This is a genomic window from Rhodanobacter sp. FW102-FHT14D06 (genome assembly GCF_043950705.1).
GTDB lineage: Bacteria > Pseudomonadota > Gammaproteobacteria > Xanthomonadales > Rhodanobacteraceae > Rhodanobacter.
The window spans coordinates 1,346,202-1,362,008 of the sequence record NZ_CP170722.1 but is presented as its reverse complement, the minus strand read 5'-3'; the positions used below and the strand labels follow the sequence as shown (position 1 = coordinate 1,362,008).

At 67.3% G+C, this 15,807-nt stretch carries 16 protein-coding genes; 14 read left to right on the top strand and 2 right to left on the bottom strand.

Annotated elements, in window-relative coordinates:
- The first annotated feature begins 223 nt into the window (after nt 1-223).
- The 14 genes from ACFCQI_RS06255 (at nt 224) to ACFCQI_RS06190 (ending at nt 13,446) form a co-directional block, all read left to right on the top strand.
- Nucleotides 224-958 (top strand): c-type cytochrome, encoded by a 735-nt coding sequence (locus ACFCQI_RS06255; protein WP_395120570.1) that lies wholly within the window; start codon nt 224-226, stop codon nt 956-958.
- Nucleotides 955-2,244: a cytochrome c gene (locus ACFCQI_RS06250; RefSeq protein WP_395120568.1), complete on the top strand. Its 1,290-nt coding sequence runs from the start codon at nt 955-957 to the stop codon at nt 2,242-2,244. Before ACFCQI_RS06255 ends, ACFCQI_RS06250 begins: the two co-directional genes overlap by 4 nt.
- Before the next feature lie 496 nt (nt 2,245-2,740).
- Nucleotides 2,741-3,022: a hypothetical protein gene (locus ACFCQI_RS06245; RefSeq protein WP_395120566.1), complete on the top strand. Its 282-nt coding sequence runs from the start codon at nt 2,741-2,743 to the stop codon at nt 3,020-3,022.
- A 2-nt stretch (nt 3,023-3,024) separates the two neighbouring features.
- Nucleotides 3,025-3,984, top strand: a complete 960-nt coding sequence (locus tag ACFCQI_RS06240) for a hypothetical protein (RefSeq protein ID WP_395120564.1) — start codon at nt 3,025-3,027, stop codon at nt 3,982-3,984.
- The gene (locus ACFCQI_RS06235; RefSeq protein WP_395120563.1) at nt 3,957-5,675 is read left to right on the top strand and encodes a tyrosinase family protein; all 1,719 of its coding nucleotides are present in this window, start codon (nt 3,957-3,959) and stop codon (nt 5,673-5,675) included. Before ACFCQI_RS06240 ends, ACFCQI_RS06235 begins: the two co-directional genes overlap by 28 nt.
- Nucleotides 5,676-5,713: 38 nt before the next feature.
- The gene (locus ACFCQI_RS06230; RefSeq protein ID WP_395120561.1) at nt 5,714-6,148 is read left to right on the top strand and encodes a hypothetical protein; all 435 of its coding nucleotides are present in this window, start codon (nt 5,714-5,716) and stop codon (nt 6,146-6,148) included.
- A 246-nt stretch (nt 6,149-6,394) separates the two neighbouring features.
- On the top strand, nt 6,395-7,633 hold the full coding sequence (locus ACFCQI_RS06225) for a sugar phosphate isomerase/epimerase family protein (protein WP_395120559.1): 1,239 nt from the start codon (nt 6,395-6,397) through the stop codon (nt 7,631-7,633).
- 3 nt (nt 7,634-7,636) lie between these two features.
- Nucleotides 7,637-8,122, top strand: coding sequence for an S-ribosylhomocysteine lyase (locus tag ACFCQI_RS06220; RefSeq protein WP_395120557.1), 486 nt, complete (start codon nt 7,637-7,639; stop codon nt 8,120-8,122).
- A complete protein-coding gene (locus tag ACFCQI_RS06215; RefSeq protein WP_395120555.1) occupies nt 8,119-9,267 on the top strand; it encodes a sedoheptulose 7-phosphate cyclase in 1,149 nt (382 codons plus the stop codon). Before ACFCQI_RS06220 ends, ACFCQI_RS06215 begins: the two co-directional genes overlap by 4 nt.
- Entirely contained in the window at nt 9,245-9,955 is a 711-nt protein-coding gene (ubiG, locus tag ACFCQI_RS06210) for a bifunctional 2-polyprenyl-6-hydroxyphenol methylase/3-demethylubiquinol 3-O-methyltransferase UbiG (RefSeq protein WP_395120553.1), read from the top strand. The genes ACFCQI_RS06215 and ubiG overlap by 23 nt, the downstream gene beginning before the upstream one ends.
- 4 nt (nt 9,956-9,959) lie before the next feature.
- Nucleotides 9,960-10,853: a UbiA prenyltransferase family protein gene (locus ACFCQI_RS06205; RefSeq protein ID WP_395120551.1), complete on the top strand. Its 894-nt coding sequence runs from the start codon at nt 9,960-9,962 to the stop codon at nt 10,851-10,853.
- An 849-nt stretch (nt 10,854-11,702) separates the two neighbouring features.
- Entirely contained in the window at nt 11,703-12,512 is an 810-nt protein-coding gene (locus tag ACFCQI_RS06200) for a TIGR04255 family protein (protein WP_395120549.1), read from the top strand.
- On the top strand, nt 12,509-12,979 hold the full coding sequence (locus ACFCQI_RS06195; RefSeq protein ID WP_395120548.1) for a hypothetical protein: 471 nt from the start codon (nt 12,509-12,511) through the stop codon (nt 12,977-12,979). The genes ACFCQI_RS06200 and ACFCQI_RS06195 overlap by 4 nt, the downstream gene beginning before the upstream one ends.
- A gap of 65 nt (nt 12,980-13,044) precedes the next feature.
- The gene (locus ACFCQI_RS06190; RefSeq protein WP_395120546.1) at nt 13,045-13,446 is read left to right on the top strand and encodes a hypothetical protein; all 402 of its coding nucleotides are present in this window, start codon (nt 13,045-13,047) and stop codon (nt 13,444-13,446) included.
- 221 nt (nt 13,447-13,667) lie between these two features.
- Here the strand turns inward: ACFCQI_RS06190 and ACFCQI_RS06185 are convergent, their stop codons facing one another.
- On the bottom strand, nt 13,668-14,852 hold the full coding sequence (locus tag ACFCQI_RS06185) for a YncE family protein (protein WP_395120544.1): 1,185 nt from the start codon (nt 14,850-14,852) through the stop codon (nt 13,668-13,670).
- Between the two features lie 38 nt (nt 14,853-14,890).
- Nucleotides 14,891-15,712, bottom strand: a complete 822-nt coding sequence (locus ACFCQI_RS06180) for a creatininase family protein (RefSeq protein WP_395120542.1) — start codon at nt 15,710-15,712, stop codon at nt 14,891-14,893.
- Between the last annotated feature and the right edge of the window lie 95 nt (nt 15,713-15,807).

Genomic DNA, 15,807 nt, shown 5'->3' with positions numbered 1-15,807 from the left:
CCCGCGCGCACCGTCGCGGCGCCGGTGCGAACCGGGGCGGCAAACAGGCGGGCGGGGGCTGAAATCGGCGACATGCATCGACCATACGGGCAATGTTGCGCTGCGGTCAACAGATTCATTTGCAACTTTTCGCCCGCCCGGCAGCGGCTTCGGGGGTCGGGTGGCAGTGCGGCAGGATGTCGCGAGTCCCCGGCGAAACGGCGCCCGGGATTACCATGGGCGGATGATCCGTCCCCGTTACCGACGCTCGTCGCTTCGCGCGGCGGTCGCGCTGCTTGCGTTTTGCAGTGCCGCGGCCGCGCTGGCCGCAGCCGCTCCCGACACCCTGGAACAGCGCGTGGCCGCGTGCACCAGTTGCCACGGCGCGCGCGGCGAGGGTTCGCCCGATGGCGTGCTGGCGCCGCGCCTGGCCGGCAAGCCGGCGGGTTACCTGCTGCAGCAACTGGAGTACTTCCAGTCCGGCCAGCGCCGGCATGCGCCGATGGAATATGTGGTGCGCCAGCTGAGCCAGCCCTACCTGCGCCAGATCGCGGAATACTTCGCCGCGCAGGATCTGCCGTACCACCGCTGGCCGCAGCCCGCCGTGTCGGCCGAGGTCCTGCGCCGCGGCGAGCAGGTGGTGCTGCACGGCGATCCCGCCCGCGCCGTGCCTTCGTGCGTAAGCTGCCACGGCGACAAGCTCACCGGCTTCGAGCCGATGATGCCGGGCCTGGTCGGTCTGTCCTCCGGCTACATCAGCAACCAGCTGGTGTCGTGGCGCACGCATACCCGCGCGGCGGAAGGGCCGTATTGCATGGGCGTGGTGGCCAACCGCATGCGCGAGTCGGATATCGCCGCGGTGTCCGCGTGGCTGGCCAGCCACGCGCCGGCGGCGGACATGCACCCGCAGCCCGCCGCGGCGCAGACGACGCCGCTGCCGGGCTGGTGCGTGATGGGCCACAGCGAGGTGAATCCATGAAGTGGTTGCGACGCGGCGTCGGCTTGCTGGTGGTCCTGCTGCTGATCGGCGCGGCAGCGTGGTGGTATCTGGCGCGCGACCAGCGCGCACCGTCCACGCCGGTCCAGCGCGAGGCCGATGCGGCCGCGCTGGTCGATCCGGCGCGGATCGAGCGCGGCAAGTACCTGGCCACCGTCGGCGACTGCGCCGCCTGCCACACCGCGCGCGGCGGCCAGCCGTATGCGGGCGGCCGCTCGCTGGCCACGCCGTTCGGCGACGTGCCGGCGCCGAACATCACGCCGGACGCGGACACCGGCATCGGCCAATGGAGCTTCGACGATTTCTGGGCCGCGCTGCACCTGGGCAAGGGCCGCCACGGCCAGCTGCTGTACCCGGTGTTCTCCTACACCTCGTTCACCAGGGTCACGCGCGACGATGCGCTGTCGATCTTCGCCTACCTGAAATCGCTGCCGCCGGTGAACCAGCCGGCCCAGCCGACCGGCCTGGAGTTTCCCTACAACGTGCGCAGCAGCCTGGTGGCGTGGCGCGCGCTGTACTTCAAGCCCGGCGTGTACCAGCCCGATCCCGCGCAGTCGCCGCAGTGGAATCGCGGCGCCTACCTGGTGCAGGGGCTGGGCCATTGCAACGAATGCCACGCGCCGCGCGATTCGCTCGGCGGCATCGAGCAGAACCAGCACCTCACCGGCGGGCAGATCCCGCAGCTGGACTGGTATGCGCCCGATCTCAGCACGCGCAGCGGCGGCGGCCTGGAAGGCTGGAGCGCGCAGGACGTCATCGACCTGCTGAAGACCGGCCAGTCGTCCAAAGGCAGCGCGTTCGGACCGATGGCCGACGTGGTGCGGCTGAGCACCCAGCACATGACCGACGCCGACCTGCAGGCGGTGGCGACCTACCTGCAAGCGTTGCCGCCGCGCGCGCCGGCCGCACCGGTCGCGTTCCCCCAGGCGGCCAGCCACGAGCAGGGCGGCAAGCTCTACGCGAAGCACTGCGCCGATTGCCACGGCGACAACGGCCAGGGCGTGGCCGGCATCTATCCGCCGCTGGACGGCAACACCTCGGTCACCGGACCGACCAGCATCAACGCGATCCGCAGCGTGCTGCTGGGCGGCTTCGCGCCGGCCACCGCGGCCAATCCGCGGCCGTACTCGATGCCGCCGTTCGCGCAGCAACTGAGCGACGAGGACGTGGCCGCCGTGGTCAGCTACGTCCGCCAGTCGTGGTCGAACAAGGCCAGCGCGGTGGCGCCCGTCGAGGTGAGCCGCTCGCGGCATACGCCGGTGGATTGAGCCGGGCGCCGGGTAGCGCATGACCCGCCAGCGGAGTGAAAGCGGGTCGGCGCTGCCCCATTCGTCAAGGCGGGGACGCGCGTGGAAGCCGATACAGGGCGGGCTGCGGCGTGCCCGCCGGGATGGCACGTGACTTGCTCACGCCGAACAGGGCGGTGCCGGCAACCGGCATCGCGGGCGGGAGGGGCAGCACGTGCGCGAGAGGAACGCTGCGAACAGGGAACGCGAGACGGCGCAACAACCGGTGCCGCGAACCGAGCCCGTCGCGTGGTGGCAGCGTAGGGCCAGGCCAACTGCCCCGCCCCGCGCCGAGGGACGGCTGGCACGCACGGGGCCGACCGCACCTGCTCGCCCGAACTCCTGGCGCATCGACTCGCGCTCGTCGCTGGCGCAGCTGCGCCACACGTTGTGGCTGCCATTCGCGATCTCGCCTGCCACCCGCATCATCCTTTCCCCACCGATGTTCCGCAGCGCCACGGCGGCTCTGCAGACGCGCGTGAACGGCCTGCACCGGGCGTGCGGATGCGCGGTTGCGGCGTTGGCAGTGTCGGGCTGTTTCGTGGTGCAGCTGGCGTGGTGGATTGCCGGCGGCTTGGGCGTGAGCGCGGGGGCGCTGCTGCGGGGCATCGGCGTACTGGTGGCGGCGGCCGTTCTCGGCAAGCTGGCCGGCATTGTCGGCAACCGCTTGCGTCTGTCCCTGCTGCTGCGTCGCCTGGATCGCTGCCTGGCGCGACGGCCGCGTCGCGCGGTGCGGTTTCCCTTGCCAACGGAGTCGTGACCATGGGGCGGGTATGCAAGGAAGTCCAGGACTGGGTCGAGGAGCAGGTCGAGAAACCCATCGAGACCTGGGTGAACCAGTTGCAGAAAGTCTGCGAGGAGCAGGACTGCAACTGGTGGTGCCTGTGCTGCAACAAGTGGCTGTGCTGGATGACCTGGGTACTGGTGAAGGTCGTCACCTTCGTGGTCGTCACCGTCGGCAAGTGGGTTACGCGCGTGGTGTGCGAGATGGTCAACGTCGTGCTCGACGCGATCGGCTTCCTCGTCGAGATGGTTCTCAGCATCCCGATCCTCGGCGGCATTCTGCGCACCATCATCAACTGGGTGACCGAAGTGATCTGGCGCTTGGTCGGCTTGTTCGACTTCGTCGGCTCGCTGCTGGGCATCCGCCTGCGCAAGAAGATGTACTTCGGCGTGGTGGTGCCGTCGGTGAATGGCCGCCCCATCGTCACCGACGCCGATATCCAGCGCCAGGTCGACGCCGCCATCGATCTCTACGATCGTCTGTGCAACATCCGGATGATCTTCACCGGCATCTGCCACACCGACGTCGCGGCTCCCGACGACGGGTTGGTGGTTGGCTGCGACGGCGGCGGCTTTTTCAGCGACTGGTGGGTCGGTGGCTCGTATTTCGAGTTCGCCTCCGCCACCTGCAAGCCGAAGGACAGCTTCCGCAGGCTGATCGGACTGGGCGCGGAGATCATCGTGTTCATCGTGCGGGACGTCACCCCGAGCGGAACCAACGGCTGCAGCTTCGCCTCGACTCACAATTACGTGGTCATCGAGGCCAAGCCGACCGACCAGGCGTTCGTGGCTGCCCACGAGATGGGTCACGCCTGCTGGCTGCCGCACGACAGCGACACGGCCAACCTGATGAACCCGGTGACGCCGGTCGCCAACCCGGTGCTCACCAACGTGCAAATCGCGCTGGTGAGGTGGAGCAAGCATTGTGTGTACTTCTGAGCGGGGTCGACGGACATGAGCACATCGGAACGCGGGGATGCGGCAAAGGGAACGCCCGGCTGCAACGTGAGCTCAACGCTCAACTTCACCGTCGGGGTGCTTGCCATTGCCGCTGCCGTGGCCATCGCCAGCGGCCTGTGGTTCTGGCTGCGCTGATGGGTACATCGTCGTCTCTGCAACGTGCGCCTTTCGAGGGCATTTATCCAACGAGCTGGGAGGGCACCGGGATGAACTACCTGGATCAACCAAGCGACATGAATCGGCGCGTGTTCGTGAAGGGCCTGGGCCTCGTGAGCCTGGGCCTGGTCACCTCGGCGATGTTCGGCGGCTGCGAGCAACTCATCAAGGACATCCAGAACCGGCCCGTGCGCCGTTACCTGCGCACCGGCTCGCCGGAAGTCCAGCACGCGCTGGACGTCTATCGGGAGGCCGTCATCAAGATGCGTGCGCTGCCGGATTCCGACCCGCGCAGCTGGAATGCGCAGGCCGCCCTGCACGGAACGGTCAGCGGCGGCTTCAACCTGTGCCAGCACGGCACCGTGCATTTCTTCTCCTGGCACCGCGCCTATCTGCTGTATTTCGAACGCATCTGCCAGCAACTGACCGGGGAGAAGAGCTTCGGCCTGCCCTACTGGAACTGGAACCGGTACCCCGCGATGCATCCGGCGTTCACGGCCGCCGGCAGCGCCCTCGACCATCCGCGCAGCAACACCACCGTCGGGTCGAATGCCGCGTTCAACGATCCGACCATGACCACCATTCTCTCGGATGCGAACTTCATCACCTTCAGCTCGCAGCTCGAAGGCACGCCGCACAACACGGCACACGTCATCATCGGCATGGACATGGGTACGGGTGGCTCGCCGCAGGACCCGATTTTCTGGGCGCATCACTGCATGGTCGATTACTGCTGGGCCAAGTGGAACATCGAACTGCACAACGACAACCCGAGCGACCCGACCTGGATCAACACCACGTGGAATCATTTCGTCGATGGCAACGGAAACCCCGTCAGCATCAGCGCGGGTGTCACGCCGCTGCTGCCGCTGCTCAGCTACTGCTACGAAAGCAGCAGGGTCGGGGACTTTGCCACGCCGCTGGACATGCTCAGGCTGAGCGCGCAGCAGGCCAAGCTGATCGAGGCGCGCATCCGCAAGGGTGCGCCGGTGCGATTCGACATCAGGCGACGCGTGCCGATCGCCGCAAACGTGACGCTTCGCCTGGACCGCCCGGTGTCACGGCAGGCCCGCCTGATGACCGCGGACCTTGCGGCACTGCTGGAGTCCGACGCGCGCCGGGAACGCGTGTTCTTGAACGTGGACTACGCGCAGCAGCCGCAAGCCAACGACTTCTTCGTGCGCGTGTTCATCAACCTGCCGGATGCCAATGCGCAGACACCGACCAGCGACATCCACTACGCCGGCAGCTACGCTTTTTTCGGGACGCAGGCCACGTCCGACGATTCCGGTGATCACCCGTCGCATCATCACAAGACCGACTTCATCATCGATGTGACGCAGACGCTGAAGCGGCTGCACCGGAACGGCGTGGTGCGAACCGACCAGCCGCTGGCGGTGCAGATCGTGGCCGTGCCGGCCGAGGGCAAGTTCCGGCAACCGGCGATGCCGCTGATGCTGAAGAACGTCGGTTTCCTCATCGCGCCGGTACACGTGAGGGCCAGCGACGGATGAGCTTTCCCGGGCGCACCGGCCATCGGATACGGCAGCGCATGCAACTGCTGCTGGTGACACTGTGCCTGCATGCCGCCTGCGCCGGCGTGGCCGCCGGTGGCCACGAGCATGCCAGTTGCGCGGGCTCCGGGCACCGGTTGAGCCTGGCGGCGCCGACGCTGGAACAGCCTGTCGAGGCCGCTTCCGTCGCCGCGTCGGAGCAGGCGTTCGTCCGGGTGGTGGTCGCCGGGGTGGTCAATCCGCAGCGGATACCGATTTCCTTCGTGGTGCGTTTCCACGCCCGCGATGGCAAGGCCGGCTACCTCGGAAGCTTCAGCTTGTTTCCGCCGGACAACCCCGGCACGTTCATCGTCGCGACCGGGGGCAAACTGGAGGCGGGAGGAAAGGTGAGCATCACGCTCGTCCCGCTGCAGCCGGTGCCGGCGATGCAGGTCGTGAGCGTCTGCGTGGGCTCGGTGCGGTTCATCCGATGAGCCGCCCGGTATCGGTCCAGCGCGATCCGCGGCGGATCGCGAGGCCGCCTCGCGCCACGGCCGAGGGTGGTGGTGAAGGACAAAGCCGGCGAACGCGGCGCACGATGGCGGTCGCCGGCATCGACGCGTTTTGTCGCGCCCGCTTCCCGTTGCCGCTTTCGTTGACCTGAATCAAGGCGACCCGGCCACCGCGCCGACACGCTTGCGCCACTTTGTCCACACCGGGCTCACGCTCCGGCACGGCGCATGATCGATCTCGCGTACAGCAGCTTCGGACTCACCCGTTTGCCCTTCCTCGATGCCATCGACGCGGTGGCGCGCGCGGGCTATGCGGGGATGGAGATCGCCTTTCATCGCGACCACTTCAATCCGTTCGACCTCGGAGATGACGATCTCGGTGCAGTGAAGCATCGACTGGCGCGCGCCGGCATCGCGCCGGCCTGCGTGGCCACCGCCTCGCACTTCTTCACGCCCTCGCGGCCGCACGAGCCTTCGCTGATGTCGCTGGACACGGCCGGGCGCAAGCGGCGCATCGACCTGGTCAAGCGCGGCATTCGCGTGGCGCGACAGCTGGGCACGAACCTGGTCACCTGCGGCAGCGGCTTCGTGCGCGAAGAGCATGTGCGCCAGCCGCAGGTGGACCCGCTCGACGTGCTGGCCGAGTCCATCCGCGAGTGTCTGGGCGAGATCCGCGACGACGACGACATCACCCTGCTGATCGAACCCGAGCCCGGCATGGCTATCGAGACGCTGGCGCAGGGCCAGGCGCTGATCGCCGCGGTCGGTTCGCCGCGCTTCGCGCTGCACATCGACCTCTGCCATGCCTACTGCTCCGAGCCGGACTACCTCGCCGCGCTGGCGCAGGCCGCGCCGCAGGCGCGTTACCTGCACATCTCCGATGCGCGCGCGGGCTGGAACCTGAAGATCGCGGAAGACAGCGACGCGCTCGCCGTCAACCTCGACCACGCCAGCACGCTGGTGTATTTCCCCGACGGCGCCGACTACCTCTTGCTGGATGGCAGTCACCCGCTGTACTTCGCCGATCGCGCGCCGGATGCCGCGCGGCAGCGGCGCATCGATGCCCTGCTGGCGCGTGCCGGTCTCGCGCGAGCGGCACGCTGGGTGGATTACGGCAGCCTGCACGCCGGCACCTCGCCGCTGGACGACGAGATCTTCACCTACCTGATCTCGGTGCCCGGCATCAGCTTCGACGCGCTGGAGCGCGCCCACCCGATCCTCGCCTGGTTGCGCGGCGCGCGCGGCCCCGCGCTGGTGGACGTCATGGTCGCCAACACGCGCACCGGCGTCGTGCATTTCCACGAGATCCCCGGCGAGGGCACGCTGGATCTGGCGGCCAGCTTCGCCGCGCTGAACGCGCACGGCTTCCATGGCTACGGTTCGGTGGAGCTTTATCACCACGTGGATGCGTGGCAGGAGGCGTTGCAGGCCAGCCATCGCCACCTCGCCGCGATCGCGCAGCGCTGATCGATGCGGATCGACCTCGACGCCTGGGGCTGGGCCGCCGACACCGTCGGCGAGCTGGACCACCGCCGGTTGAAGGCACCCAGCGTGAAGTTGCGCGGCGTGCACGCGGGGGCGGGCGGCGACGTGGTCTGCACCATCGACCTGCGCTGGCGCCTGCCCAATGCCGACGCCTGCCTGAGCACGGTCGAGGCGCATTCGCTGGAGCACTTCCTGCTGGAGGGTTTCGGCCGCCTGCTGCCGGGGCACTTCATCGGCGTGGGCGTGATGGGCTGCCGGACCGGTTTCTACCTCACGCTGTTGAACGAGGGTCGCCGCGAGGTGATCGAGCGGACCCTGGAAACCGTGCTCTACGGCGTGCTCGGCGCCACCGCCGTGCCCTACGCGCGCATCGAGCAATGCGGCCACTGGCGCCACCACGACCTGGCCGCCGCGCAGGCGGTGGCGCGCGAGGTGCTGGCGCGGCGCGCGGCGTGGCGGGAGGTCGCGTGAACGCGGCGCTCACGCGTTGGCGGGTCAGCGAGACGCGCCGCGTCGAGTACGAGCTGTGCAACGTCGCGGACGTGTTCGACCCGGCCTGCGACGCCTTGCTGGCCGACGGCCGTCGTGCCGGCGGCCGCCGCTTCGTGGTGGTGGACGAGGTGGTGCTGCGTCACCACGGCGTGCGCCTCGCCGCCTACTTTGCGCAGCACGACGTGACCGCGCGCATCGTCGCGCTGCCCGGCGGCGAGGGCGGCAAGACGATGGAGGCGTGGCAGCACCTGCTGCGCGCGCTGGACGAGTTCCCCATCCACCGCCGCGACGAGCCGATCCTGGCCATCGGCGGCGGCGTGCTCACCGACGTGGTCGGCTTCGTGGCCTCCAGCTATCGCCGCGGCGTGCCGCACATCAAGGTGCCCACCACCTTGATGGGCTACGTGGATGCGGCGGTGGGGATCAAGACCGGGATCAACTTCAACGGCCGCAAGAACCGCCTCGGCAGCTTCGAGCCGCCGCGCCGCGTGCTGCTGGATCGCAGCTTGCTGCGCACGCTGCCGCGCCGCCACCTGCACAACGGCGTGTGCGAGATCATCAAGCTCGCCGTGATCAAGGATGCGGCGCTGTTCGCGCAACTGGAACGCCACGGCGCCGCCAGCGTGGCCGGCGCGTTCCAGGGCGAGCACGGCGGCGCCATCCTCGACCGCGCCATCGACGACATGCTGCAGGAGCTGGCGCCCAACCTGTTCGAGGACGAGCTGGCACGCGTGGTCGACTTCGGCCACAGCTTCAGCTACGGCCTGGAAACGCGCCACGAGGATCGCCTGCTGCACGGCGAGGCGGTGCTGCTGGACATCCTGGTCTCCGTCGCCATCGCCCACCATCGCGGCCTGCTCGCCGATGCCGCCGCCGCGCGCATCCTCGCCCTGGTCGGCCGGCTCGGCCTCGCGCCGCCGCTGGAACTGCTCGACGGCGCGCTGATGTGGCAATCGCTGCTCGATCGCGTCGAGCACCGCAACGGCGCCCAGCGCGTGCCACTGCCGATCGCCGTCGGTGCCGGCGTGTTCGTCAACGACATCCGCCGCGGCGAACTCGACGCCGCCATCGCCACCCTGCAATCCTGGATCGCACCCGCCCATGACCGACTCGCCGAATGTTGACGCCGCGGAGATCGCGCACTTCGACCGCATCGCCCAACTGTGGTGGGACCCGCACGGCAAGATGGGCCAGTTGCACGCCATCAACGGCCTGCGCCTGCGCTTCATCACCGATCGGCTGACCGGCACCGCGCCGCGCGTCGTGGACGTGGGCTGCGGCGGCGGCATCCTCGCCGAGGCGCTGGCGAAACACGGCGCGCGGGTCACCGGCATCGACCTGTCCACGCTGTCGCTCAAGGTCGCGCGCCAGCATGCCGCGCGCGGCGCACTGGCCATCGACTACCGCGAGATCGACGTGGAAACACTGGCGCGCGAGGAAGCCGGCACGTTCGACGCGGTGACCTGCATGGAGATGCTCGAACACGTGCCCGAGCCGGCGCGCATGATCGCCGCCTGCGCACGATTGCTCAAGCCCGGCGGCGTGGCGTTCTTCTCCACCATCAACCGCAACCTCAAGGCCTTCGCCTTCGCCATCGTGGCCGGCGAGTACATCCTCGGCCTGCTGCCGCGCGGCACGCACAGCTACCGCAAGCTGATCCGCCCGACCGAGATGCGCGCGTGGGCAAGTGCGGCGGGGCTGCAGTTCAACGCCGTGGCGAGCCTCATGTACCACCCGCTCAAGCGCAGCTTCCGCGTGGCGCCGGGGCGCGAGGACATCAACTACATGGCCAGCTTCACGAAGCGGGGTTGAACGCATGCGCCGCTTCCTCGCCCTCTCGCGCTCGCTGCACGGCGTGCTCGACATCGCCATGCCCGGCTTCGTCGCCCTGCTGTGGCTCGGCCATTTCCCCGCCTGGCCGGTGCTGGCGCTCTGCCTGGGCACCGCACTGGCCGGCTACACCGCGATCTACGCGCTGAACGACCTGGCCGGCGTCCGTGACGACCGCCGGAAGGTGGCGCGCGGGCTCACCCCCGGCTACGCGGTGGAGGCCTCCACGATGCGCTACCCGCTGGCACAGAACCTGATCAGCATGAAAGGCGCGCTGGCCTGGTTCGGCCTGTGGTTCGCGCTGGCCGTGCTCGGCATCTGGCTGCTCAACCCGTGGATCCTCGCCATCCTCATCGCCGCGGCGCTGCTGGAACTGGCCTACGTGAAACTGCTCAAGGTCACCTGGTGGCGCACCGTCGTCAGCGGCCTGGTGAAATCCGCCGGCCCCGTCGCCGCCGTATTCGCCGTGGTGCCGACGCCTTCGTTGGCGGGGCTGGCGCTGATGCTGGGCTGGCTGATGCTGTGGGAAGTGGGCGGGCAGAACATCCCCGCCGACTGGAACGACATCGAGGAGGATCGCGCCATCGGCGCGCGCACCATCCCGCTGGTGTTCGGCCTGCGTGCCGCCGGCTGGCTGGTGCTCGGGCTGCTCGGTCTCGTCGTGGCCGGCAGCCTGCTGCTGGCGCGACTTTCGCCGCTGGCGCTGGGCTGGCCGTTTCAGCTCGCCGTATTGCTGGCCGGCGTGGTTCTGCTGCTGGTGCCGGCGGTGCGGTTGGCGGTGACCCGCGATGGCCGCGCTGCGGCGCGACTGTTTGATCGTTCCAGTTTGTATCCGTTGGCGTTGTTGCTGATCGTGACGGTGTTTGTGTTGTTGCCTTGAATACACCGGTCGCGCCGAAGCTCGGGGCATGATTCGAAAGGTGGACGTAGGGCGGGCACTGCCCGCCGGCTTTCCCGCGCGTCATTCGTGCCCAACGAACCCTCACGAGCAACGCTTGTACCCGCGTGTTTCCTTCGATCCAGGGCGTTCAAAGGCAAGAGCGGTCGATCGCCTACGGCGACCGAGTCACTTTCTCTTTGCGTGCTCAAAGAGAAAGTAACCAAAGAGAAAGAGCACCCCGCTTGGCGCTTGCCGGGCATCCTGCCCGGCAAGTCCGTGAGCCGGGGCCGGGCTTTTCGACAGGGCATCGGGCAACCGCTCCTGCGTTGCCTCCACTCCGGCATCCATGCCGTCGCCTGCCCTGGCGAAAAGGAGCCGACATCCCTGTCGGCTCCCGCTGCGCGGCCTGTCGTCCCCGACTCACCGCCGCACAGGGGCCCCGGGTAGAGCAGCGGGCCATCGTGGCCCGCACTTTTCAGAAGAGCCAGAGCAAAGCGGAAGCGGCGCGCCGGCCGCTTCCTTCTCTATTTAACTTCCTCCGTCCCGGTTTCCCGGTTTCCCCGATCGTTCCAGTTTGTATCCGCTGGCGTTGCTGCTGATCGTGACCGTAGTCGTGGTGTGGCCTTGAGTGCGCTGGCAGCGCCGAGGTCTGCAGCGTGACCCAGGGAAGGCGGCGAGAAGTGTGCTGGTGCCCGTTACAGAAGTCCGCTTTCGGTCCATCGCGGTCAGTGACGACGGTCCGTGAGATTCAGTTGTGCAACCTCAGTGTCGTGCATCTACTCTCGCCGCGAGAGTAGGTATCGGTGTTCATGGTCTGCCTCTATAATCCGAAGAATGAGGAGCCGCCCAGTGAACGAAACTTTCCGGAACGCACCACTGGTCGAAATCGTTGCCGAGTTGCGTTGGCAAGTACCGCAACTGGCGGCCGCCGATCAGGCAGGGAACCCGATTCAGCTTCCCATTGTGCTGGCCGACAATGCCATGGCCGCGTTGTTCCATCGAACAACCACTGCCGTAGGCAATCATGGGTTTGATCGACTCGAACAACTGGTTCCACCTGGCTCATCAATGCCTGTGCTGTTGCCACAGATGATGTATCGGTATAGACGCACGGACGAAGTGCCTGTATTGGCACAGATAGGACCAGGGATGTTCAGCGTCAACGCGTTGCCGCCTTACAAGTCGTGGAAGGAGTTCCATCCCCATTTGGAGGGGGGTGTCGAAGGCCTGCTCGAAGCGCTGACTGACAAGCCTGAGCTGAATGTTAATCTGCGTTATATCGATGCCTTCAAACACGCCTTGACCTCCGGCCGTGATGCCAAAGCATTCGCTACAGAGGTCCTAGGCTTTTGTTTGGAGTTGCCGCCCACATTGCAGGCACGACTGACCGAAGGCGTACAGGCACGAATGTCGTTCCAAGTGGGGCTGCCAGTGCCTGGGATGGCGATGACCATCACGGTCTCTGACGGCCGGCTTGGGACGGATTCCGTCGTATTGATGAATACTGACGTGCGCATTGAAAATGCACTCCCAAGCGACAAACAGGCTATTCTGTCGGCATTGGACAAGGCGCACGATCTGATTCACGGAACTTTCGTGGACATGACCCAGTCCATACAGGACAAGTTGCAATCGGTTCCAGTCGGGGGGAACGCATGATGCTCATGGCAGTCACGATGCCAGTCAACTACGACAATGGCGCGTCGATCACCTACGCACAGCCCGCACCGCAAGCACGCTCGGAGTGGACCGGCGATGCCTTCAATCCTGCGCACCTGTTCGAAGCAAGCCTGCGCCAGCGCTTGGCTGAGTTGAAGTCATTGGTGGCAGGCTGGGATGGCGAAGGTGCCGAGTCGATCAGCACCCTAACCTTGCAGCAAGCCCAGAGTGTCGGCTTGCGTTTGCTGAATCGCACTCCCCCACCGGAAATCACGCCCAACGCTGGCGACACCCTAACTTTCGAGTGGGAGTCCGACGCAGGTTCCGCCCTGCTCGAAATCGGCCACACCACTTACAGCTTCTTGATGAAGACTAAGTCAGGCAAGCGCACGACCGACATGGGATCGTTGGGTAATATCACCGACATCGACAATCTTGGCTCGCTCGTCCAGCGTGCATTGTTTTAAAAGAGGCTCGCCCGTTGGAGGGGGATTTGCCGGTTGAAATAGCGCCAGACGAAGTCATCGTCAGAGTGATCAAGACTCCGTATCACTACGATGAGAAGAAGGGGCGGCTGAAATCGGCAGCATTTAGACCGCTGGCCGAAAGAGACGATGTGAGCGTGATGCGCAAACGCCATCTAGGCAACGATGGTTGTAAGGACAAAGCCGTTGAAATCGCGGCGAAGACTTACATAGGCCTGGCAGCCTTGCGGGCAGAAGAAGTCGATGCAGCAAAGGCGCGCGTGACAGATTCACGCGAAGGCCTTTTCATAGGTCATGCACATATCGAACAAGGCACGCCCGCGCCACCTCGTGGTCAGACGGCCGACCCGGATTTAATCGAGCGCTGGAAAGCATTGGCAGATACGGCGCGCTATTACAAGGATGGCGAGCCGCAAACGCCCGGTTGGCATGGGCCAGATATCGTCTAGCCCTTCTTCGCGCGAACGTGCCCTCGAGCCATCGGACGGGGCATGCAGTAGGCCGATGACGCTCTTCCCGATGGGCGTTCTTCCCGTAGTACCCGTGCCCCTATCGCCCCAGGGATGCTTGAACAGCCCGTCATCCCGACGAAAGCTGGGATCCAGTGTCTTGGCGTTTGGTTGAAGGCGCTAGATTCCAGCTTTCGCTGGAATGACGAGCAGTGCGCACCCTACCGCATGATCCCCGTATGCCCCAACGAATACCGCCCCGGTTGCGGCCACACGGTGAGGCCATGCGGTTCCATGCCAACCTTGATCTTGCGCACCTTGCCGGTGGTGGTGTCGATCGCGTAGACGACGTCGTCGAAGCGGCCGGAGAGCCATAGCATGCGACCGTCGGCGCTGACGTTGCCCATGTCGGGGCTGCCGCCGTGCGGGATCGGCCAGTTGGCGACGACCTGGCGGGTGGCGAAGTCGATCACCGAGACGCTGCCCTTGCCGTGGGGGCCGCCGTGGATCTTGTGCGTGCCGCGGTTGGCCACGTACAGGCGGGTGCCGTCGCGGCTGGGGTAGAGGCCGTGGGTACCGAGGCCGGTGGGGATGAAGCCTATTTTCGTGAAGCTGTCGCCGTCGATCAGGTAGACGCCGTCGGCCATCATGTCGGCGACGTAGAACACCTTGCCGTCGGGCGACACGCGGATGTCCTGCGGCATGCCGTGGCGTTTCAGCCGCAGGTAGCCGAGCACCTTGTGTTCCACCATGTCGATCTTGGCCAGCTTGCCGCCGAATTCGCAGGTGAAGATCGCGTAGCGCCCGTCGATGGAGAAGTCGGCGTGGTTGATGCCCTTGCAGCCGGGCACCGGCAGGCGGAACTGCAGCGCCATGGTGTGCGGGTCGCGGAAGTCGAGCCGGGCGTCTTCCTCGGCGACCACGATGGCGTACTGGCCGTCGGGGCTGAAGTACATGTTGTACGGATCGTCGACCGCCACTGCCCGGCCGGGCTTGCCGGTGGTCGGGTCGATCGGGGTGAGGCTGCCGTCGGGGCGGTCCTCGGCGTTGTTGGTGACCCACAGCGTGCGCAGGTCGTAGGCCGGCACCACGTGCTGCGGGCTGCGGCCCACCTTGAAAGTGTCGACCACCTTGAACGTCACCGGGTCGATCACGCTGACGCTGTCCGAGCGCAGGTTGGGCACGTAGATGCGCGCCAGCGCGCCGGCCACCGCGGGGCTGAGCATGTTGACGCCGGCATCGCCATAGAGGTTGGCCGGGTTGGTCACCGGCGGCATGCCGGCGACGGTCTGCACGCCGCCGGCGAACGCCGCGCCGCTGGCGAGCCAGGCGAGCAGGGCGAAGCCGGCGCGGCGGCGGTGCGGGTGAGAGGTGTGCGCGTTGATGGTGAAGGTCCTCGGCAGCATGTCCGGTCCACGAATGTCGGTTGGGGGGTGCGGGCAGGTCAGTGTCCGGCGACGTCCTTGCGGATCGCCTCGACCGTCTGCGCCACGATCAGGTCCACGCCGAGCTGGCCCAGCGCGGCGGTGGCGCGACGCGGATCGCCGCCGTAGACGCCGTCGGCCGCGCCCGGCGCGTTCGCGTGGCGCAGTGTATCGGCGCGCACCATCGACGGTGCGACTGCCAGCTGAAGCGAGGTGTCGGCGAGCGCCGCGTGGGTGCCGATCTCGTCGTCGCGGTAACCGCGCCGGCGCAGCAGCGCGGCGTACCCGGTGGAACTGGCGGCGTAGTATTCCGGCGGCGCGAACGCGTGCTTGGGCGAACCGGCCCAGTGCTTGTTGAGCCGGTCCACCACGCGGCGCAGGTCGCGCTGGTAGCCGCCGTGGTCGCCGAGCAGCACGACGTGGCGAAAGCCGTGCGCCGCCAGGCTTTCGGCCGCCGACGCCAGCATCTGCTCGAACGCGGCATCGGGCACTGTGATGGTGCCGGGAAAACGCATGTGCCCGCTCGGCGGCGCGATGTTGCCCTCGGGCACGTAGGCGACCACCGGCGCCACCAGCGCGTTGCCCAGCGCGCGCGCGATCCGCTCGGCCAGCGCCGCGGCGCGCGCGTTGTGCTTGCCCAGCGCGATATACGGCCCGCTCTGCTCGGTACCGCCGATCGGGATGATGACGGTGGTGCTGCCGGTCTCGATGCGCGCGCGCAACTCGGTCCAGGTCAGTTCCTGCAACTGCACCGTGGGCGGCTGCGCGCAGGCCGCCTGCGCCAGCATCAGCAGCAGGGCGAGGCCGAGGAGCTTGCGGTGATTCAGCAGGAACTTGCGCACGCGGGCGGGGAGGGGCGATCGATCATCCGCGCACATTGGAACAGCGCTGCGCCGCGCGCAAGCCCGTTGCGGCGCGGCAACGGGCCTGGCCGCTT

Excerpts from the sequence above, each read along its gene's own strand:
- ACFCQI_RS06255 (WP_395120570.1), top strand. The coding sequence starts at position 224 with ATGATCCGTCCCCGTTACCGACGCTCGTCGCTTCGCGCGGCGGTCGCG.
- ACFCQI_RS06250 (WP_395120568.1), top strand. The coding sequence starts at position 955 with ATGAAGTGGTTGCGACGCGGCGTCGGCTTGCTGGTGGTCCTGCTGCTG.
- ACFCQI_RS06225 (WP_395120559.1), top strand. The coding sequence starts at position 6,395 with ATGATCGATCTCGCGTACAGCAGCTTCGGACTCACCCGTTTGCCCTTC.
- ACFCQI_RS06230 (WP_395120561.1), top strand. The coding sequence starts at position 5,714 with ATGCAACTGCTGCTGGTGACACTGTGCCTGCATGCCGCCTGCGCCGGC.
- ACFCQI_RS06205 (WP_395120551.1), top strand. The coding sequence starts at position 9,960 with ATGCGCCGCTTCCTCGCCCTCTCGCGCTCGCTGCACGGCGTGCTCGAC.
- ACFCQI_RS06240 (WP_395120564.1), top strand. The coding sequence starts at position 3,025 with ATGGGGCGGGTATGCAAGGAAGTCCAGGACTGGGTCGAGGAGCAGGTC.
- ACFCQI_RS06195 (WP_395120548.1), top strand. The coding sequence starts at position 12,509 with ATGATGCTCATGGCAGTCACGATGCCAGTCAACTACGACAATGGCGCG.
- ubiG (WP_395120553.1), top strand. The coding sequence starts at position 9,245 with ATGACCGACTCGCCGAATGTTGACGCCGCGGAGATCGCGCACTTCGAC.
- ACFCQI_RS06185 (WP_395120544.1), bottom strand. The coding sequence starts at position 14,852 with ATGCTGCCGAGGACCTTCACCATCAACGCGCACACCTCTCACCCGCAC.
- ACFCQI_RS06220 (WP_395120557.1), top strand. The coding sequence starts at position 7,637 with ATGCGGATCGACCTCGACGCCTGGGGCTGGGCCGCCGACACCGTCGGC.